Raw genomic sequence first — 18,703 nt, 5'->3', positions numbered from 1 at the left:
CGCATCCCCGAATGCCGATGTGGGCGGGAATCTGAACATTGTGAGCGTCCAGGACACGTTGTCGAGCGCGGCGCATCAGTCGAGTTCGGGCGGCGGCTTCAGCATCAGCCAAGGCGGCGCCAGTGCGAGCTTCAGCCAGAGCAAGGGCAATGCGTCGGGAAGTTATGCGGGTGTCAATGAGCAGGCCGGGATTCAGGCGGGTGACGGCGGCTTCAATATCAACGTTACCGGCAATACCGACCTGAAAGGCGGGCTGATCGCGAGCAGCGCGGATGCGTCGAAGAATTCGCTGACGACGGGTTCTCTCTCCTTCTCGGACATCCAGAATCAGTCGCACTACGATGCGAGCTCGAGCGGCTTCAGCGCGGGCGCGACGACCGGCGACGGCGGGATGAACTACAGCACGCACGGTAGCACGTCGGGCAAGAATGCCGGTGGTGCCGCGCCCATGCTTGGCCAGAACGACAGCGGCAGCGACAGTGCGACGACGAAGAGCGGCGTCAGCGCCGGAACGGTCACGATTACGGATTCGGCGAACCAGAAGCAAGATGTGGCGAGCTTGAACCGCGATACGATGAACACGAACGGTACGGTCGCCAAACTTCCCGACATGCAGAACCTGCTGGCCAATCAAGCGGACATGATGGCCGCGGCCAGCGCGGCCGGCGAAGCGGTGTCGCGCCGGATCGGGGACTACGCGGATAAGATGAAGGACGCAGCCCAAGCCAACGGCGACCAGGCAGGCGTCGACGCGTGGAAGGAAGGCGGAGCGAACCGCGCACTGATGCAAGGCGCGGGCGCAGCGCTGGTGACCGGACTGGCTGGCGGCAACGCAGTAGGCGGCGCTGCCGGCGCGGCGATTGCATCGATCGCATCGGGCAAGCTGAACGAGCTGAGCAGCGCGATCGCCGGCAGCGATCCGACCGGCAACGCCAATATGAATCAGGCGCTGGGCAACATCGTGGCGAACGCGCTTGCGACTGGGGCCGGCGCCGCCGTGGGTGGGGAGTCGGGGGCGTTCTCTGGATACAACGTCGACCGGTTTAACCGGCAGCTTCACCCTGACGAAAGACAGTGGGCGAAGGACAAGTCGAAGGACTTCGCGAAGTTCTATGAAGAAAAGACCGGCAAGGCACTCACTGCGGAGCAGGCGCAGAATATGCTGCTGGCGAACGGCTATCGTTTAGTCGATGCTGCGGCAAGCAAGGGGCCGGGAGGGGACGCCACGGCGGTAGCGTATATCAGTCAGAACAGCGGCGGGTTGTTCCATGCGACGTCGGCGGAGTACAACAGTCCGTTCTTGTCTGGGAACAAGGATGGCACGCTGACACCCGAGCAGCGAGCATTGCCGGGATCTGTGGCAAACCCGGCAGCAGGTCTGGTGATCGCTGGTGGTCTTGTTACTGCGGGCCTTGCACCAGAAATAATTGCTGGCGGGTCGGCGGGGGTATCGTACGCTCAAGACCTGTTTGCTGCCTATAAGGCTGCACAGGCCGGGTACTCGTTGACGACCGCAGCCATGACTGGCGCAGTTGCATCGGGCACGTTATACACAGGCGGCACCGCAGCGGGAGCGTATATGGATTATCGAAAGAGCGGGGTCGACTTTGTCGATAGCTTCGACCAACGCTTTTCATATGCCGGCTTGGCGACGGCGGCTACGTTCGGCGCATATGCCAACATGTTCACAACATCGATGTTCAATTGGGCTGGAATTGCAAACTCGCTTACGAACATCGCAACCGTTCCAGGATTCGTAATTCGCGGAGTCAAACTTGCGGTCGGACAGACGGCCGGAAGAGCCGCCCAGGCCGCAGTGAAGTCAAGCGAGCCAAAGAAAGATTGAGGATATCTATGTCAGGCGAAATTCTGAGTGGCCTAATCGGCGGTGCAATCGGTCCATTGGCCGGTAGAATATTAGGTCGATTTCGGGTTTGGAAAGTATTCGTAGTTTGCTTGTTGCTTATATACATGTCGATTTTTCTGATTGGTGCATTTTATGTTGGACCAAAGCAGTCGCTGCTTGAATTGAAGCAGTTCATTCAACCGCGCGCGCTGTTGATTTTTTTTGCAATTTCTGCTGGTGTTGCGTTTCTTGCTTTTTTAGGGCATTCGGCAAAAGTTAGCCAGAAAGAAATTGATGAAAATAGTTCGGCGTCAGGTGTCGATGATAAGCCAGAGTGATCTATAGAAGATTAACCACGCTTGAGAGTGACGTAATGACTGAGATTATAAGCGGGTTGGTTGGCGGATTGTTCGGGCCATTTTTTGGAAGGATTCTCGGGAAATTTCGTCTCTGGAAGGTTTTCCTCGCGTCGATGTTGCTTATATATCTAGGATTGTTTACGACGGGGCTTGTGGTGGTCGGCTTCAAAGCTACAGTATCTAGATTTGGTGAATTTCTTACACCTTTCGTGCTGCTTGTATTTGTGGGTTTGTCTGCTACCGCCTCTCTTGTTGCATTTTTGGGGCGTACTGCAAAAAAAAACAGAGAGAACTGACCGGCCTGCACGACCCTTAGTAAGGAGCGGCTATGTCGGGCGAGATCGTAAGTGGGTTGGTTGGCGGATTGTTCGGGACACTCGTTGGCAAGGTACTTGGAAGGTTTCGCTTCTGGAAAGTTTTCGTAGTTACGCTCGTGACTTTGTATGTCGGAGCATTGCTAATGGGAATTGTATTGGTCGGCTTTGAAAAAAACGAAGCCGATATTTTCCGAATCGTTTGTCCCGTTTCCCTTGCTCATCTTCACAAGCTTATCGGTGAGCACGACGTTTTTCGCATACCTTGGTCGCAGCGCTGCCAAGAAAGCCAAGGAAGATCGGCCCGACACCTGACTTAATCTGCGATCACATATCTAGAAAAATACATGAGAACTATTCGCCGGCGGAATTCCGCTGCAGCAGTACTGCTGCTTTTCGCGACTGGTGTATCGGCACAGGAAGCGCCGAGGTCGATCATTCCGGGCAACGATCAGCAAACCCGGCAGCAGGAAGAGGCGCGTGAGCGCGAGCGAGCAATCTCTGCGCCCGGGGTGCGTTCGGGCGTGACGGGGAGCGCCGGGTATCCGGCACTGCCGTCGGAGTCGCCGTGCTTTCGCATCGATCGTTTCTCGCTCGACGTGCCCGACGCGCTACCCGCGTCCGTGAAAGCGCAAGGCGCGTCGGCATTGCCGATGGACCGCTTCGCCTTCGCGCGCGAATGGCTTGACCACTACGTTGGCCAGTGCGTCGGCAAACAGGGCCTCGACGTCCTCGTCAAGGGCCTGTCGCAGGCGATCCTCGCGCGCGGCTACGTCACGACGCGCGTGCTGCTGCCTGAACAGGATCTGTCGACCGGCACCCTCAAGTTGTCGCTGATCCCCGGCGTGATCCGCCACGTGCGCTTTGCCGATGAGAAATTGCGCGGCACCTGGCAAACCGCCTTCCCGACCCGCGACGGCGAGTTGCTGAACCTGCGCGACCTCGAGCAGGGTCTCGAGCAGATGAAGCGCGTGTCAAGCCAGGACGTGTCGATGCAGATCGTCCCCGCTGACACGCCGGGCGAGAGCGACGTCGTGCTCGACGTGAAGCGCGGCAAGCCCTGGACAGTAGTCGAGTCGATCGACAACTCGGGCACGCGCGCGACCGGCCGGCTACAGGGCAACCTGTCGATCGGTATCGACAATCCCCTGGGCTTGAACGACATCTTCAACATTGGCGTGAGCCAGGATCTCGAATTCGGGGACAAGCGCCTCGGCTCGCACGGCTGGAACGGCTTCTATTCGATCCCGTGGGGCTACTGGACTGCGACGCTTTCCGCGTACACGAACACGTACTACCAGCAGATCGCCGGCGTGAACCAGACGTTCATCGCAAGCGGCAACTCGAAGACCGTCGATTTCAAGCTGAATCGTGTGCTGTCGCGCAGCCAGAACGACGTGTTCGGCGCGCAGGTCCGGCTCTCGCGCCGCTTCGGCCAGAGTTTTATCGAAGACACCGAAATCCCGCAGCAGCGCCGCAACAACACGTTCATCGAGTTCGGCCTGACCGATCGGCACTACTTCGGCAACGCGCAGTTCGACGGCACGCTCGCGTACCGGCAGGGAATCGGCGCATTCGGCGCGCAGGCCGACAGCCTGGCGGCCGACGGCGGTCCGACCTACCGCTACAAGATGGCGGTGCTCGACGCGAACCTGTCGGTGCCGTTCGCGATCGCACAGCAGCCGTTTCGGTACGTCACGACATTTCACGGCCAGTACACAGGCAACACGCTGTACTACATCGACGACCTGACGATCGGCAGCCGCTACACCGTGCGCGGCTTCGACGGCGAGACGATGCTCGCCGCGGCACGCGGCTTCTACTGGCGAAACGAGCTGCAGGCGCCGATCGGGCAGACGGGGCTCGCGGCTTACGCGGGCCTCGACTACGGGCGCGTGTGGGGCCCGCAGCCGGTCGCGCTGGTCGGCACGCAACTGGCCGGCGCGGTGATAGGCGTCAAGGGCAGCGTCGCGACACGCTTCGGCGGTTATGGTTACGACCTGTTCGCCGGCACGCCGGTGTACAAGCCGTCCGGCTTTCCGACGGCCCGCGTGACGCTCGGGTTTCAGCTAACGGCCCAGTTTTGATGAGAACGCAATCGAGTTCAAGCCGTCCGGTGCTCCGCCTTCTCGACGACACGGCCGAGGACAAGGAACTGACGGCGTTCCTGAACGCTCAGGTCGCTACCGTTCTGTCGGCTAGCCACGAACCGCGGCCGCGTTGCCCGCGCTGCGGCAGCAGTCACATCACCAGCGCGGGATTCAGGACGCGACCGATCGGCCGATTGCCGATGTTCGAATGCCAGACTTGCCAGCGCTATTTCGGTCGCACGGCCGACACGCCGCTCGGTGAGAAGCATCTCAAGAAGCTTGACCTGTTCGTGTCGCTGCTGTCGCAGCCAATCTCGTGCCTCGAGGCTGGCGAGCGGATGGGCAGCCTGCCGGCCGACATCGGGCAGCGTGTGACGGCCTGGCGCGCGTGGCTGCTGCAGCTCGATCCGAGCGGCACGTGGGAGCGGCGTGTCCGGCTTGGCGGCCGCCCGACCGAACTCGATCCCGCGCCGCTGGCATTCGACGAGATCGGCGCGCGCGAAGATCTCACCTTGACGACGCGCCTGACGCGCGAGTTCGACGAAGTAAATTCGTTCAGCCACCGGCCACCGCGCTGCGTGGACTGCGGCAGTGGCAAGACGCGCTTCGACGAGCGCCTGCCAGGCGGTTTCCCGCGCTTCAAATGCGTGAACTGCGGGACGCGATTCACCCGACGTCGCGGCACGCCGTTCCTGAACACGAAGGTGAGCACGCTCGAGCGCATGCGGCTGTTCATTCGGCATCTGTCGTTGCCGCTGTCGTTCATGCAGGTATCGGACATCGTCGGCACGAGTCCCGCGATGGTTCAGAAATGGCGCAGGATGTTCACCGAATTCGCGGACCAACTGGAGCCGAGCGGGAGTCTGTCCGCACGGATCCAACTGGGCGTCGAACCCACTGAGGCGACGCCGTGCCCATTCTGTGGTCGTGTGGGGCGCGCGCAGCGGACCGCTAGCGGACACTGGTCGTGTGGCGGATGCGGCCGGCTCTTCTCGATGCGGCGTGAGGTGGTCGATCGCAACGGCCGGTTGCATATCGTGGCCGATGAGGCGTAACGTGCCTGATGACGTCAAGTGTCATCCGTGATTGAAGAGTGTCGAACGATGAGAAAGCAAGTCTCCTCCCGCGCGGCACGGTCGGCACGTACGAAGGAAATGTTGCTGCCGCTGCCGACCGCCAAAGTACGTGCGCTGTCGCTGGAAAACCATCTCGCGCTGTCGACGGTGCGCTCGGGGCGCGGTGATTTCGATCAGATCTGCTGCCTGATCCGAGTCGTCTACCTCGCGTATTTCATGCGCGGCGTGACGATGGCGGGCGCGGATCTCGAAGCCTATCGTCCGGCAGAAGCGGCGCTCAACGCGTGCATCAAGCGCATTGAAGAAGACCAGCCATGCGTGCTGCTAGACCACGAGCAAGCGGTGGTCGAGCACGTGCTGGTGCTGCACGATGCTCAACTGGCGGCCGTGCCGAAGTTCCGCTATCTGGAGGCGTGGCAGCAACTGCAGCGCTTCGTGGACAGTGGTATCCGCTCGCCGATTCCAGCCGCAACGGTCTGATAGCGACGACGAATGCGAGATCGACAAGGTTCCGGTCACGCGGCCGGTAAACAACCGTTCCTGTTCTATATGACGCGTCGATGAGCACCCTGTACGCCGATTTACCGCACCTGACTGAGGCCGAGTTTGACGCGCTGGTGGGCGCCGCGCGGGCACGGCTGGCATCTGTTTACGAACTGCTGCGAAGGAACGTCTCCGATTCACCGTCGGATTGATTTGCTGTGACGCTCGAGGCTGGCTATTCCGGAAGGGTGAGGTGGCGAGAGTTACGGAACGGTGTCCCGTCGCAGTTCTTGGACGCTAGACAACTTTCGCCTCAAAGTGCGGATGCCGACAATAAGAAGATCTCGGCAAAAAGAGGGGCGTCAGGATTACGGCTTAGCTTTTGTATCGACTGCCACAATCGACACAGTCCCTCTCACAACCACGAGTTTCTCACGCGGCGTTTCCACTTTCTCGGTCGCTGGCGCAGGTTTTGGGGTCGGTGAAGTCGAGCCCGACCGCGCGGTCGCGACACCAACACGAACCTCGCCCGGCTTCGTCGTGCCGAGCGAACCACTTCGACTGGTGTTAGTAATCATTGCTGTACCCCACATTGCGGTGAATGAAGTCAGGCTCGTTGAGCATCTTCAGTCGATTGTTCCGCGTTATGACACCAATATGGGTCCTGCCGCCGACTGTTGCCACACCTCTTACGAACTTGGCCCTTCCTGATTGGAGATTAACCAAATACGAGACCAAGTCAATCGCATCCTGCATCGGTGAATTTGCGAAGTCGATGTCGAGTCGGAACTCGTCGTCTGGTAACGCGATGGTGGGCTTCGCTACGAACTCCGTATCAATTTCGTCCGGGAGTCTGTCGAGGCCCACGGTATCGATGAGTTGCGCCACGATCTGCGCGGTCTTCGCCTTCGATTCTTCATAAAAGCGGTCGATTGTATCGTTAACCGCCAGCATGATCCTTGATCTCAACTGGCTGTCTATACCAAACAGCAGTCTTTCAACGCCGTCTGCCTGTCCAGCCCAGATGAGGCCGCATCGTCCGTCCCCATAAATTAGCGTGCAGGTATTGTCTTTCACCTTGATGCGGAAGGAGGAGGGAAACGCAGACGTTGCGTCATATCCGCCGACGAGAAACTCCAGCTCGGGTTGATACCCTGGAGGCAGTGAGTACGCTTCCATGTCGCGCTCGTACAACTGACGCATATGATGAAGAAACGCTTCAGCTACACCAGCCACGGTTTCCGCGGCATCCCCACGACTGAGGAAGTCGTCAGCATGAGAATGAATGGTGGACCCGGCCAAGGTTGCCAAGCCAGATGTGACTGCGGCTGCTTCTACCCCGCCGTGTGAGATAGAGAACATCTTCGTTACGCCGCCAAACGCGTTTGTGACAACGGGTTGAAGACCATCGAGTGGAAATCTTGCGATCACCAGACCGTTTTCGTCAAGGACCGGCGCGCCGTCGGCATCGCGCTCAATGAAGTCCCACGGGCGCAAGAGGTAATCGGTCGTGCTACTTAGACTATCGCAACCGAGAATGACAGCTTCGCTCGTTGCGAGCGCGATATTGATCGTCATTCGCCTCCCCCTTCTTTCTTGTTTGATGAAGGACGTCGTCGCGGTTGCCGACAGGGCTACATGCCGTTAGCTCGTGGCAGCGCGAGTGTAGCACCTCGTCCGAGAAATATTTTATCGACGTATTGCCGGCTCGACTCGGCGAGAACCGAGACGTATCAAACGTGGTGCCACAGAAACGACAATGCCCGCTTGTGGAGCGGGCACGTGAAGAGGTGGGGCGGGAACAAACCGCGGAACAACGTCCAGTCCGATAAGCCCCGCTCCCTGTTTTCTTTCGCCGAATCTGGCCGGCTACGGCATAAGAGTAGCTGGCGTTTTACTGGCTCGCAATGCACGCCCTGCGGCCTTACGCGAACGCAAGCAAGCGATGCTTCCAAGGACAACTTTTCTGAGAATTTCCGTGCCCAAGGACATCTTTTCTGAGACGGGTGGCATACGCTCGTCTCAAAAAAGATGTCCAAGTCGTTGATTTATATACGGTGCCAAAGACACCTTTTCTGAGAGCCCACACGGGTGTTGTTGTCTCTCAGAAAAGATGTCCGCAGTCTCAATAAGTTGTCTTTGAATAATTGGCTACCTGCGACGTGCAAGGGATGTGACCTATATCGGCGGGCAGAAAATGATCGGAGAATATTTGGCGATGGTGGTATATGACGCAATGTTTGATCGAGGATGTCAGATCGACGTTGTCGCATCGGAGGCACTCATTCGCCATTCCACGTGCGATTTCGCCCACGCAAAAGTATCGATCATGACCGTCAAGCAGCCCCTCGCAGCGAACTGTCACCTGTTCGACCGGTTCGTTCACCAGCAAAGTTGTGCCGAACAATCCGGCCGCCGATGAAGGGCCCGAGCTACACCACAAAGCAGGGAAAGATGCCGGTGCGCGTCGCGACCGAAGCGGGCAACTGCTCGACAGTGTCGATGTGAGGATGTCGATTGGGCTACGTGACCGCGCGCTGATCGCGTTGATGGTGTTTTTGTTCACGCAGATCTGCGCAGCGCTCACGATGTGAGTCGACGACATCTATCTGCAACAGCACTGGCTGTAGGTGCATCTGTACGAAAAACGCGACAAGGCGCTCACGATGCCGTGTCATCACACGCTCGAAGCGTACTTGCGTGCATATCTCGGGGCATCGGCCTGGCTGCTGAGCTGAAGGGGGCATTGCTCCGCACGATCGCGCGGCACCCGGCACCGTTACCGCTTCCAGCGAATTACTGCCAGCGCGGCGTTCAAAGCGTTGAGATCGGCAACTTGGATGTTGGACCCGTAGAGATTCTCGCCGCTCCGCTCTTCGAAGGAAATTCTCGACCGAGCATATTGCCGCTCTTGGGGCGTACTCAGTGTGACGCGCAAGATCCCCCCCAAGGTGCCGTCGGTGAGGTCCAGGCCCATGCCAACGTCGATGAACGGCACTCCCATGAGCTCCAGTCGCTCAACGATGATCCGTTTGGACTGACCTGCGTCCATGCAAAGAAATGCGAACGTGATATCGTCGAGCAACCGAACCGACGTTTCGTCGATGGCAACCGCATGCGCGGTTATGCCGCGATGAATGTTGCTATAGATGTTCCGAAAATAATCAACCTTCTTCGGTACTTCGCGCAACTGGTCGATGGTCGGCGCCCCGGGGGCCCGGAAGGCGTTGTGTTGCAAAAACTCGTCGCCATCAATCAGTCGAATTTCCCGGACGGGCGTCTTCGCAATCTGATCGAGGATGTAAGACCCTGTTCCACCGACGCCAACAATCGCGATCTTCTCGTTCGACAGTCTTTGTGGCGGCTGCCGGCCCCCTCGGCGTCTACCGTATCGGCGATCGCACGGGACAGGAACTGAAATAAAAAAGGCCCCGACAATGGCCGTGAAACTTGCCGGGGCTAACGAGCCATGCGAGTTGCATGGGACGAGGAAATATCGCGTCCATCGTATAGCCATGAACGATCGAGAAGTACCACCGAGTTCCGTCGAATTCTCATCGGATTCAGCCAAGATCCTATTCGAGGAACGAGTGTGCCCACCGCCGTAAGCGTCACGCCGATGCGTTCTCTCTCGCCACCTTGTGCACGAGATGTACCGACGGAAACGGACAGGTCCAATGCCCAATTCTCAAATAAAAGGCGTTTGTATTTACTCGACCGAACCTTACTTGATGCCCTGCAGGCCTTTCATTAATTTTCTGATGCGAATGCTCGCGGACAAGAACGTCGGTGACGGTTACGGTCGGCTCGTCTCGGAAAAGAGGTCCACGTCCTTGATTTCTCCAGCGGAAAAAGCCCCTCCTTTTCCGAGAACCCCCAGCCGGAACGCAGCCGAAAGTCGTGACGTCTATCGCCACAGAGCCATCCATCGTCGAACGACGGGGATGATCGTTCCGCTTCGATTCCACTGGAGAAATCACATGACACTCATGCACAAGCTATTCGTCGCGGCACTGCTGTCCACGCTGCCGCTCGCGGCCTCCGCGCAAGGAACGCAACTGACGGACCCGCAGATCGCGGCGATCGTCGTGACGGCCAACCAGGTCGACATCGATGCCGGCACCCTCGCGGAAAACGCGACGCATACGAAACCGGTCAAGACCTTCGCCCAGCTGATGGTCTCCGATCACACCAATGTGAACAAATCGGCGGTCGCACTCGCGACCAGGCTGAACCTGAAACCCGAAACCAACGCGACGAGCGATGCGTTGAAGAAGGAGGGCGACGACAACGTCGCCGCGCTCAAGGCACTCAAGGGGCACGCATTCGACAAGGCGTATGTCGATCACGAGGTGACCTATCATCAACAGGTGATCGACGCGATGGACAAGACGCTCATTCCGTCCGCGAAGAACGGCGAACTGAAGGCGCTGCTGGTGAAGGTGCGGCCGGCATTTGTCGCCCATCTCGAGCATGCTCGCGCGTTGCAGTCGACGCTCGGCGGCGGCAATGAGAAGAAGTCCTACTGAGCCCCGGCGCTCGACGGCGCGGCGCCGCGCCGGCTGCCGGTTCATCGTGCTGGCGGCGCTGGCGTGGATGGCCGCGGACGTCGCGGCCGGCACGACGCACCGGATCACCATCGAAGGCATGCGCTTCAACCCGGCCAGCCTGACGGTCGAGCGCGGCGACACGATCGTCTGGGTCAACCAGGATCTGGTCGCGCACACGGCCACGGCAGCGGGCGCGTTCGACTCGCATGCAATCGCACCCGGTGCATCGTGGACGTACGTCGCGAATACACCGGGCCGTCATGCGGTTGTCTGCACGTTTCATCCTGAGATGACAGCGACACTGACCGTAAAGGGCAAGCCATGATGCGCAATGCGGGCGATCCCGAGCCGAAGTCCCGACCTCTTTCGGAAGAAGACGACCGCACGCTCGCCGCGCGCGTCGCGAGCGGCGAGCGCGCTGCGTTCGAACAGCTGATGCGTCGCTACAACCGGCGGCTCTACCGGCTGGCCCGTGCGACGCTGCGCGACGATGCGGAAGCCGAGGACGCACTGCAGGAGACCTATCTGGCGGCGTTCCGCGCGATCCCGCGTTTTCGCGGCGAAGCGTCGCTGTCGACCTGGCTGTCGCGGCTCGTGCTCAACGCGTGCCGTACGCGCCAGCGCCGCGGCGCACGGCGCGACACGATCGCGCCGATGGTCGCGCTGTCGTCGATCACCGACTTCGAGCGGGAAATCATGGACGCAGACCAGAACGAATCGCCGGACCGGGCGCTGATGCGAACGGAATTGCGCGCATTGCTGGAGCGCAAGCTCGATGCATTGCCCGAAGCGTTTCGCATCGTGTTCGTGATGCGCTGTGTCGAGGAATTCAGCGTCGAGGAAACCGCCCAGTGCCTCGGCATACCCGAGGCGACCGTGCGCTCGCGGCATTTCCGGGCAAGAAGCCTGCTGCGCGAGTCGCTCGCACGCGAAATCGACCTGGCCGAGCGCGACGTGTTTTCATTCGACGGGGAACGCTGCGACCGGATCGTGCTCGGGGTGCTGGCGAGCATCGATTCGCGTTGATCTTGCCGGGCCCGGCAGGCACGCTCGCCGAGCCGGTGGAGGCTCGCTACGCGCGCGTCGGGCCGGGGCCGACGGTTCCGCGGACACCCGCGCGCCGGCCCGCGATCATCTCTACCAGCCAGTTCTCGACGAGGGCGGTATACGCCCGCTGACTGGCATCGTCAGAGAGCCCGTGATCGGCGCCTTCGAGAATCCGGTACGTCAGCGAATGCGCAGACAGGCACGCCTGCAGATAGCTGGCGATCGCCGTGTGCGGCACGATCTGATCGTGCTCCGATTCGACGAGCAGCACGTCGCCGCGAAACCGAGCCGCCGCGCGCAATGCACGATTGTCGGACGCCGGCACGATGCGTTTGCGATACGCGACGAGATCGTGCTCGACGTGCAGCGCCCGCTTCGGCGTATTCCAACCCTCGTCGAGATACAGCGCCGGTACGCGCAACCCCAGCCAGCGTACGGGGCGCAGTTCCGTCAGGATGGTCGCGAGATAGCCGCCATAGCTGCTGCCGACCACGGCGACGGCATCGCGATCGATCAACGGGTGCGCAACCAGCGTGTCGTAAGCGGCGAGCAAATCGCGAAGATGGGTTTCGCGCGTCACGTTTTGCTGCTCGTCCAGCGTACGTCCATGCCCGGTCAGATCGAACGTCAGACAGACGCACCCGAGCGCCGCCGCTTGCCGCGCCCGCTCGAGATACTGCTCCTGGCTGCCGCCCCAGCCGTGCACGAACAGAACGCCCGCGACGGTGGTCTTCGGCGCGAGCACCGTACCGTCGAGGTAGCCGTTCTCGACCTTGATTCGCACGCGATAATGCTCCGCTGTCATCTGTCGCTGCTCCTTCGGAAGGGATGGCGATCGACCATGTAGTACTTGGTGATGGGGCCCGCCAGGGCATCGACACCGCGATAGACGATCCGCGCGCCAGTCGGTATTGCCGGGTCGTCGCCGTAGATCTCGCGCGTCGCGGCAGCCACCGCGCCCACCTCCAGGTCTGTCCTGAACATGCGCAACGCGCCGATTTCCGCACCCGTTGCGCCGCCGATCCGCCACGACTGCTCCAGTACGCCGCAGTGGCGCACGCCTTGTGCATCGGTGCCGAACGCGACATCGTAGTTGCGTCGCGACGCAAAAAAGCCCGCGTAATCGCGATGCACGGCGGCGTCGAATGCACATGCCTTCGCGATCGCGTCACGGACATCGTCCGTGACGTCGAGCTGCGCCAGCACGTCGAAGCCGCCGCGGACGGCGACGAGGTCGGTGCCGCCATACACGTCATGGCCGTGGTTGTTGACGGTCAGATGCTGAACGCCCCAGTAGCTGGCGACCAGATCGTCCAGCATGACCTGCCCGACGCTCAGCGTCTCGATCGCATCGAGATGACGCTCGACGACGATGCCGCCGGTGCGCAACGCCGCGTCGCCGAACTCGGCCAGCTCCGCTTCCAGTTCGGCCATGTCGGATACCAGCGCCTGGCCCGTTCCGCCGATTCCGCAGGGCCGCTTGATCCGCACGCGGCCGTCCTGCCACAGCAACCGCGCGGCATCGCACGCATCCTCGCGCGAAAACGCGGAGTAACCCGGTAGCGCGAGCGCTGCGGCGCGTTCCGCGAATGGGACGGACCAGCCTGGCGGCTTGACGCGCGCGCCTTCGATCAGACGATGGGCGATCACCTTGGTCGCGACAAACGGAAACGGCACGACACCGCCGAACAGATCCCGTACCGATCGGACCCCCAGCTTGCGCGCTTGCGACAGGGTGAGCGTATCGTCCGGGATCACGTAACGATGTGCGGGGTATTTTTCCGTCGGACGGAACTCGCCAGCAAGCTGCGTTCCTTTCAGTTCGGCGATCTGCGCGCCCAGCTCACGCAGCGTTTCCGCTACATGACCGACGTTCGACGTCCGCTCCTGGTGAAAATGAATGAAAACAACCGGCAGTGCCGGTGTTGCGTGCGCCAGGTGGCCCCGTGATTTCAAACCGCCTCCTCGCGCCGACGGCGCGATTGTCATGGAATGCATCGCCGCGTGCGGTATCGCTCGTCGCATCCGCCCGTTGCGGTGCTGGAGCAAGATTCGTTCACACGCGGTGACGGACGTGGCGTGCCGGTGCGGATGCAAGGCCCCGCACGGTCAGCGCGGCGCCATGACGCGCAGTACGGGGCGTCCGTCGAGATTCTTCAGCGGAAAATACGCACGATGCGTGTCGGGGTCGACCGCGACGACGTGAGCATCGGGGCCCACGCGCCCCTCGCCGATCAGGCTTGCCTTCGAGCGGTTGATGCCGAACACCGATACGATGCCCGATTCGCTGGCCACGTAGAGCCTGTTCAGTACCGGATCGAACGCGAGTACGTCCGGATCCTTGCCGATGTCGAATGCCTGGACGATCTGCCGGGCACGCATATCGAAGACGAGCAGCCTGTCGTTGCCCTCACACGCGATGAACGCGAGCCGGTCTCTGGAATCGATCAGCAGCCCGTGGTTGTGGTTGGCACCGGCCAACGCAAACCGCCGAACGATCCGGTCGACGCCCGGATCGATTTCGACGAGTTCGTCGTGCGTCTGAACGTTGACGAAAATGTGCCGCGATGCCGGATCGTATTGGGTGTTGCCGACCTCGCCGCCAAGCGGAATCGTCGCAGTACGCCGATTGCTTCGAACGTCGATGACGGTCTCGGTGTTGCCGGTCTCGTCCGATACATAGATCTTGTGCATGTCGGGCGCATAGGCGATTCCGTCCGGATACCGGCCGCCCGGCATCCGTGCGACGACCTTCAGGGTTGCTTCGTCGATGGCGACGATCTCGTTGGTTCCCGTCGCGGACGCATAGACGCGCGACAGCTCCGGAATGGCCAGCACGCCATGCACCGACGAGACGCCGGGAACGCGTGCGACCACGCGCGACGTATTCACGTCGACGACGATCACCTCGCCATCGCCGAGATGCGCAATGAACAGCAGATGGCGGCCCGGATCGTAGCTTTCGTAGTCGAGCCGGGTCGGCCGCCCCGGCAACGGGATATCGGCGACGCGGGTCAGTGGCAAACGATTCATGCCTTCCTGCGCGGCCGTCTGCGGAATGGCGGGCACGAACGCCCCCGCAATGGCGGACAGAACGAGAATGACGAGGTAATTTACGAGGTCGCGGTTCACGCGTCGGGTGCGCCGAGTCTTCATCACACATCTCCCAGGGCACGATTGCCGCCGCGGCACGCATGCGCGTCGGCGGGCTGGCCATCAACGCCGAGCGGCGCTCGCTTCCTTGTCGCTCGAACGCGGCCGCATTTACCGCGCCCGGTCATCGTTTGGCTTGACGTGGCGAAATGCCGCCAGCAGCGAAAGGTCATACGCGATCTTCAGTGCGCCGCATGCGATCAGTGGTGCACCAAGCCAGCCAAGGCTGAACAGGCCGCCGGCCAGCGTCGGCGCGACAGCGGCCGCGAGGCTGCGCGGGACGGATGTATAGCTGGCCGCTGCCGGTCGCTCCGCCGGCGTGACGACCGCCATCACGTACGCGGTTCGCGTCGGCACATCCATTTGCGAAAGTGCGCTGCGCATCAACAGCAGCGTCAACGTCAGCGGCAGCGACGGCGCGAGCGCGGCACCGATCAGGCATACGCTCGACGGGATGTGCGTGAACACCATCGTATTCAGCAGGCCGATCCTGCGCGACAGCGGCGCGGCCGCGAGTTGCGAGCCGGCCGAAAGCAGGCCTGCCCAGAAGAAGAACTGGCCGGCAGCGGCGATCGAGAGCCCGAAGCGCTGCATCAGCCATAGCGACAATAACGAGTTGATGACGAGACCGCCCGCGAACGCGTCGACACTGAACAGCATCGCAAGTCGCATGACGATGGGCCGCGACGGACCAAGTGGGGGCGCGGCCTTCGACGCGTGGGTATCGGCGCGCGGCAATCGCCGGTATAGCACGAAGACGGCAACGCCCGTCACCGCGTAGACGACAAACATGCCGCGCATCGCGCCAAGCGCCGGGATTCCGGCATGCGACGCAATCCAGATCGGCAGTCCCGCCGCCAGGGAGCCGACCGCCGCCGATACGGCCCCGACGAGGCTGTATCGTGCAAACAGCGCGGTGCGTGCGTCGCCGTCGGCGGCTTGCGCCAGACGCGACTGTTCGAGCGGCAGAAACAGGCTGACATCGCCGGAACTCGGATTGAGCGTGCCGACGAACGCGATGACGAACAGCGGCCATAACGTGGAGAAGCTCGCGAAGCCGATGCCTGTTGCCACCATCAGCGCCGCCGCGAACGTCAGCATGCGTCGCTGCGTGAAGCGGCTCGCGAGCATGCCCACCGTGATCGTCGCGATCGCGGAGCCCAGCAGCGTCGTGGTGCCGATGAACCCGACGTCCAGTTTCGATAACCCGAGCGACAGCAGATACGCGGGCAACAGCACGGCGATGAATCCATCGCAGAAGCCACGCATGCCGCGGCTTGCGAGGATGAGCCATGCAGCCCGCTCGGCACCTGCCGGCAGCATTCGGCCGGCGAGCCACGACGCGGACCGGCTGCTACGCGCGTGCATCACGCCGGCACCACGCGTCGCGCGCGTCTGCGATGCGATCGATTTTCGGCCGTTCACGCGTAATCCACTTCATCGCGTTTCTCCTGTCTGGCGGGCGAGGTTACGCGGCAACACCGCCGCACGAACGTCGCCCGATGCGTCTTGATCGCTTCCCCGCGGCGCGGATCAATGATGGAGCAACGGGTAGGCAACGAGCCCGAAGAGGGCCGCGGCAGTGACGATTACGGGTTCCTGCAGCTTCTTGAAGCGCCACAGCAGCAGCACGGTCGCGACGGCCAGAACGGCGGTCGGCACGTCGACGATCGAGCGTTTCGCGATGACGAGGACGGAGCCCGTGATCGCACCGACGGCTGCCGAGGTGATGCCGTCGACGAACGCCTTGACGCCCGGCAGATGGCCATACTTCTTCACGTACGGCGCGGGAATCACCGTGAACAGGTAGCACGGCAAGAACGTGCCGAGCGCCGCGACGATCGCGCCGGGCAGCCCCGCCACGAGATACCCGATGAAGCCGACGGTGATCACGACCGGGCCGGGCGTGATCATTGCGACCGCGACGGCATCCACGAACTGCTTGTCGTTCAGCCAGTGATGTTCGGTGACGACACCGCCATAGAGGAACGGCACGATCGCGAGCCCGGAGCCGAACACGAACGCGCCGGCCTTCATGAAGAACGCACCGATCTGAACGAGCTGCGGCAGATCGATACCGTTCAATATTCCGCTGGCCGCCGGCAGGTTGGCGGCGGCAACCGCATTCAGCCCGCCCCGGTGCAGCCACTTGGGCGGGGCCCGCCACAGCCAGCCGACCAGGCCCGCGACGACGAACAGCCACGCGATTTCCGATTCCGTGATGAAGGTCACGGCGGCAAGCGTCAGGAAGATCGCCCAGAGCAGCTTGTCGTGGCCGACGGTTTTCGTCGTGAGCTTGTAGGCGCTCATCGCGATGATGCCGACCACCGCGGCGCCGACGCCGTAGAAGACGGCCTGCATCCACGACAACCCGCCGAAATGCGCGTACGCGAACCCGAGCGCGAGCACCATCAGGAACGACGGCAGCACGAATGCGAAGCCGACGAGTGTCGCACCGAGAATGCGGTAGTGCACGAAGCCGAGATAGATCGCGAGCTGGGCCGCCATCGGCCCTGGTGCGAGCTGGGCCAGCGTGAGCCCTTCCTTGTAGTCGGCTTCCGTGATCCAGCCGCGACGCTCGACCAGGTCGCGGCGCATGTAGCCCGCGAGCGCAACCGGCCCGCCGAAGCCGAACGTACCGAGACGCAGCATGTAGGCGACCAGTTCGCCAAGCGAGTAGGTCGGTTCGGTCGAGGCGATGGCAGTGGTCATGACTTGGCTCCGGTGTCGTTCTTTCCGGTCGACGAAAAATGCGCGTACAAGGCGTCGAGCACGGCGCCCATCTGCTCGAGCAACTGGTCGTCGTTCTCCGTGCGCTGGCGCGTGCCGGCCATCACGGCCTCGAAGCCGACCGCTTCGGGCGCGACGCGGCCGCCCACGTCGAGCGCGTGCACGATCTCGCCGAGCCGGATCAGCGCAGGGTCGTCGTCGAGCCCGAAACTGGCCAGCAGCACCTCGAACGTCACGCGCTCGCCGACATGCGTGAACGTCGCGCCGTCGAAATCGAAGCCCAGCGCGTCCGCCGGACAATCCGCCGGCGAGGCGAGCCAGAGGAAGCGGGCGCGTGCGTCGATGAAACGGCGGATCAGCCACGCACTGGCGACGCGATCGACCCACATCCGCTGCCGCGTCGCCCAGGTGCGGCCCTGATACGCGTCGATCGCCAGCGGACGGATCACCCGGTCCGCGGCGTGCGGTTCACCTGGCGACAGCACGGTGTCGATCAATGCGACGAAATCCTTCAGCGCGACTTCGGCGCGGGTGGCTGCGTCGTCCGGGAAGTAATCGATTGTCCGGATGGCGTCGAAATCCTTGCGTACGCGCCGCAGCAGGCGCGTGAGTTCCGTGGCGGATTGTCCGGCCAGGGTCTTTCGGGCTTGCGCAAGGGACTGGATCAACGCAGCGTAGTCTTCCCCGCGATCGAAGAGCGCGCGGAATTCTTGTTCCTGCGACGCGTCCAGGCTCGGCGCGCGTAACAGGTGCGCCGTACCGCCGCTGTCGGCAATGGCCCCCGCCAGGTCGCGCAGCGTCCCTTCATGGGCCTCGGTGTACGGCAGCAGATAGATGCCGTCGCGCAATACCGCGCAGCCCTTGGCCTTCAGGGCGCGCCAGAACCGCATGCGCGCCGTCGCGTTTTCCGTCGGAAGGGTCAGAACGAGGAGCGACCATGTCGTGAGCGTATTCATGTAGGGAATGCTACTCAAGCGTTACGACTTCTACAAGTCTACTTTGACGATAGCGACAATGGCGCGGCGGCCAGCCGATCTGCGGTGGATCCTTGTTCG

General features: G+C 61.9%; 19 protein-coding genes and 1 pseudogene. 12 read left to right on the top strand and 8 right to left on the bottom strand.

The window, feature by feature from the left end:
* Positions 1-10 precede the first annotated feature (10 nt).
* The 8 genes and pseudogenes from DIE06_RS24265 to DIE06_RS39100 form a co-directional block, all read left to right on the top strand.
* Positions 11-1,846: pseudogene (locus DIE06_RS24265) on the top strand (hemagglutinin); the annotation flags it as partial.
* 8 nt (positions 1,847-1,854) lie between these two features.
* Positions 1,855-2,184 (top strand): hypothetical protein, encoded by a 330-nt coding sequence (locus DIE06_RS24260; RefSeq protein ID WP_124663549.1) that lies wholly within the window; start codon positions 1,855-1,857, stop codon positions 2,182-2,184.
* Between the two features lie 35 nt (positions 2,185-2,219).
* Positions 2,220-2,501 (top strand): hypothetical protein, encoded by a 282-nt coding sequence (locus tag DIE06_RS24255; RefSeq protein ID WP_124663548.1) that lies wholly within the window; start codon positions 2,220-2,222, stop codon positions 2,499-2,501.
* Between the two features lie 32 nt (positions 2,502-2,533).
* Positions 2,534-2,839 (top strand): hypothetical protein, encoded by a 306-nt coding sequence (locus DIE06_RS24250; RefSeq protein WP_124663547.1) that lies wholly within the window; start codon positions 2,534-2,536, stop codon positions 2,837-2,839.
* 27 nt (positions 2,840-2,866) lie between these two features.
* On the top strand, positions 2,867-4,606 hold the full coding sequence (locus tag DIE06_RS24245; protein ID WP_124663546.1) for a ShlB/FhaC/HecB family hemolysin secretion/activation protein: 1,740 nt from the start codon (positions 2,867-2,869) through the stop codon (positions 4,604-4,606).
* A complete protein-coding gene (locus tag DIE06_RS24240; RefSeq protein WP_124663545.1) occupies positions 4,606-5,664 on the top strand; it encodes a DUF746 domain-containing protein in 1,059 nt (352 codons plus the stop codon). Before DIE06_RS24245 ends, DIE06_RS24240 begins: the two co-directional genes overlap by 1 nt.
* Positions 5,665-5,763: 99 nt before the next feature.
* On the top strand, positions 5,764-6,165 hold the full coding sequence (locus DIE06_RS24235) for a hypothetical protein (protein ID WP_124663544.1): 402 nt from the start codon (positions 5,764-5,766) through the stop codon (positions 6,163-6,165).
* 80 nt (positions 6,166-6,245) lie between these two features.
* Positions 6,246-6,380, top strand: coding sequence for a hypothetical protein (locus tag DIE06_RS39100; protein ID WP_260433761.1), 135 nt, complete (start codon positions 6,246-6,248; stop codon positions 6,378-6,380).
* 355 nt (positions 6,381-6,735) lie between these two features.
* Here the strand turns inward: DIE06_RS39100 and DIE06_RS24230 are convergent, their stop codons facing one another.
* Complete coding sequence (locus DIE06_RS24230; RefSeq protein ID WP_124663543.1) at positions 6,736-7,746, bottom strand: hypothetical protein; 1,011 nt, start codon at positions 7,744-7,746, stop codon at positions 6,736-6,738.
* Between the two features lie 818 nt (positions 7,747-8,564).
* Here DIE06_RS24230 and DIE06_RS24225 point away from each other — a divergent pair.
* Positions 8,565-8,762 (top strand): hypothetical protein, encoded by a 198-nt coding sequence (locus DIE06_RS24225; protein WP_124663542.1) that lies wholly within the window; start codon positions 8,565-8,567, stop codon positions 8,760-8,762.
* A 185-nt stretch (positions 8,763-8,947) separates the two neighbouring features.
* Here DIE06_RS24225 and DIE06_RS24220 read toward each other — a convergent pair whose 3' ends face one another.
* Positions 8,948-9,739, bottom strand: a complete 792-nt coding sequence (locus DIE06_RS24220; protein WP_221624066.1) for a ThiF family adenylyltransferase — start codon at positions 9,737-9,739, stop codon at positions 8,948-8,950.
* Between the two features lie 409 nt (positions 9,740-10,148).
* Here DIE06_RS24220 and DIE06_RS24215 point away from each other — a divergent pair, with 409 nt between their 5' ends.
* The 3 genes from DIE06_RS24215 to DIE06_RS24205 are packed head-to-tail and all read left to right on the top strand — an operon-like array spanning position 10,149 to position 11,744.
* Positions 10,149-10,697, top strand: a complete 549-nt coding sequence (locus tag DIE06_RS24215; protein ID WP_124663541.1) for a DUF4142 domain-containing protein — start codon at positions 10,149-10,151, stop codon at positions 10,695-10,697.
* Positions 10,678-11,043 (top strand): cupredoxin family copper-binding protein, encoded by a 366-nt coding sequence (locus tag DIE06_RS24210; RefSeq protein ID WP_124663540.1) that lies wholly within the window; start codon positions 10,678-10,680, stop codon positions 11,041-11,043. Before DIE06_RS24215 ends, DIE06_RS24210 begins: the two co-directional genes overlap by 20 nt.
* Positions 11,040-11,744: an RNA polymerase sigma factor gene (locus DIE06_RS24205; RefSeq protein ID WP_124663539.1), complete on the top strand. Its 705-nt coding sequence runs from the start codon at positions 11,040-11,042 to the stop codon at positions 11,742-11,744. The genes DIE06_RS24210 and DIE06_RS24205 overlap by 4 nt, the downstream gene beginning before the upstream one ends.
* Positions 11,745-11,790: 46 nt before the next feature.
* On the opposite strand, the gene DIE06_RS24200 is transcribed toward DIE06_RS24205, so the two are convergent.
* The 6 genes from DIE06_RS24200 to DIE06_RS24175 form a co-directional block, all read right to left on the bottom strand.
* Positions 11,791-12,570, bottom strand: coding sequence for a S9 family peptidase (locus DIE06_RS24200; protein ID WP_124663538.1), 780 nt, complete (start codon positions 12,568-12,570; stop codon positions 11,791-11,793).
* Positions 12,567-13,754 carry a DUF3182 family protein gene (locus DIE06_RS24195; RefSeq protein ID WP_185733465.1) on the bottom strand — a complete coding sequence of 396 codons (1,188 nt, stop codon included), beginning with the start codon at positions 13,752-13,754 and terminating at the stop codon, positions 12,567-12,569. The genes DIE06_RS24200 and DIE06_RS24195 overlap by 4 nt, the downstream gene beginning before the upstream one ends.
* 120 nt (positions 13,755-13,874) lie before the next feature.
* The gene (locus DIE06_RS24190) at positions 13,875-14,921 is read right to left on the bottom strand and encodes a YncE family protein (protein ID WP_124663537.1); all 1,047 of its coding nucleotides are present in this window, start codon (positions 14,919-14,921) and stop codon (positions 13,875-13,877) included.
* A gap of 108 nt (positions 14,922-15,029) precedes the next feature.
* Positions 15,030-16,286: an MFS transporter gene (locus DIE06_RS24185; protein ID WP_124663601.1), complete on the bottom strand. Its 1,257-nt coding sequence runs from the start codon at positions 16,284-16,286 to the stop codon at positions 15,030-15,032.
* A gap of 165 nt (positions 16,287-16,451) precedes the next feature.
* Positions 16,452-17,630 carry a chromate transporter gene (locus tag DIE06_RS24180; RefSeq protein WP_124663536.1) on the bottom strand — a complete coding sequence of 393 codons (1,179 nt, stop codon included), beginning with the start codon at positions 17,628-17,630 and terminating at the stop codon, positions 16,452-16,454.
* Positions 17,627-18,604: a chromate resistance protein ChrB domain-containing protein gene (locus DIE06_RS24175; protein WP_185733464.1), complete on the bottom strand. Its 978-nt coding sequence runs from the start codon at positions 18,602-18,604 to the stop codon at positions 17,627-17,629. Before DIE06_RS24175 ends, DIE06_RS24180 begins: the two co-directional genes overlap by 4 nt.
* Positions 18,605-18,703: the final 99 nt, after the last annotated feature.

This window comes from Burkholderia sp. Bp8998, from assembly GCF_003854235.1.
GTDB lineage: Bacteria > Pseudomonadota > Gammaproteobacteria > Burkholderiales > Burkholderiaceae > Burkholderia.
Note: the sequence above shows the minus strand (reverse complement) of the source record. Positions and strands in the feature narration are given on the sequence as shown.

What these genes read in the sequence shown, in the direction of transcription:
- DIE06_RS24260 (WP_124663549.1), top strand. Translation starts at nt 1,855, where the DNA reads ATGTCAGGCGAAATTCTGAGTGGCCTAATCGGCGGTGCAATCGGTCCA.
- DIE06_RS24255 (WP_124663548.1), top strand. Translation starts at nt 2,220, where the DNA reads ATGACTGAGATTATAAGCGGGTTGGTTGGCGGATTGTTCGGGCCATTT.
- DIE06_RS24250 (WP_124663547.1), top strand. Translation starts at nt 2,534, where the DNA reads ATGTCGGGCGAGATCGTAAGTGGGTTGGTTGGCGGATTGTTCGGGACA.
- DIE06_RS24245 (WP_124663546.1), top strand. Translation starts at nt 2,867, where the DNA reads ATGAGAACTATTCGCCGGCGGAATTCCGCTGCAGCAGTACTGCTGCTT.
- DIE06_RS24240 (WP_124663545.1), top strand. Translation starts at nt 4,606, where the DNA reads ATGAGAACGCAATCGAGTTCAAGCCGTCCGGTGCTCCGCCTTCTCGAC.
- DIE06_RS24235 (WP_124663544.1), top strand. Translation starts at nt 5,764, where the DNA reads ATGTTGCTGCCGCTGCCGACCGCCAAAGTACGTGCGCTGTCGCTGGAA.
- DIE06_RS39100 (WP_260433761.1), top strand. Translation starts at nt 6,246, where the DNA reads ATGAGCACCCTGTACGCCGATTTACCGCACCTGACTGAGGCCGAGTTT.
- DIE06_RS24230 (WP_124663543.1), bottom strand. Translation starts at nt 7,746, where the DNA reads ATGACGATCAATATCGCGCTCGCAACGAGCGAAGCTGTCATTCTCGGT.
- DIE06_RS24215 (WP_124663541.1), top strand. Translation starts at nt 10,149, where the DNA reads ATGACACTCATGCACAAGCTATTCGTCGCGGCACTGCTGTCCACGCTG.
- DIE06_RS24210 (WP_124663540.1), top strand. Translation starts at nt 10,678, where the DNA reads ATGAGAAGAAGTCCTACTGAGCCCCGGCGCTCGACGGCGCGGCGCCGC.
- DIE06_RS24205 (WP_124663539.1), top strand. Translation starts at nt 11,040, where the DNA reads ATGATGCGCAATGCGGGCGATCCCGAGCCGAAGTCCCGACCTCTTTCG.
- DIE06_RS24200 (WP_124663538.1), bottom strand. Translation starts at nt 12,570, where the DNA reads ATGACAGCGGAGCATTATCGCGTGCGAATCAAGGTCGAGAACGGCTAC.
- DIE06_RS24195 (WP_185733465.1), bottom strand. Translation starts at nt 13,754, where the DNA reads ATGACAATCGCGCCGTCGGCGCGAGGAGGCGGTTTGAAATCACGGGGC.
- DIE06_RS24190 (WP_124663537.1), bottom strand. Translation starts at nt 14,921, where the DNA reads ATGAAGACTCGGCGCACCCGACGCGTGAACCGCGACCTCGTAAATTAC.
- DIE06_RS24185 (WP_124663601.1), bottom strand. Translation starts at nt 16,286, where the DNA reads ATGCACGCGCGTAGCAGCCGGTCCGCGTCGTGGCTCGCCGGCCGAATG.
- DIE06_RS24180 (WP_124663536.1), bottom strand. Translation starts at nt 17,630, where the DNA reads ATGACCACTGCCATCGCCTCGACCGAACCGACCTACTCGCTTGGCGAA.
- DIE06_RS24175 (WP_185733464.1), bottom strand. Translation starts at nt 18,604, where the DNA reads ATGAATACGCTCACGACATGGTCGCTCCTCGTTCTGACCCTTCCGACG.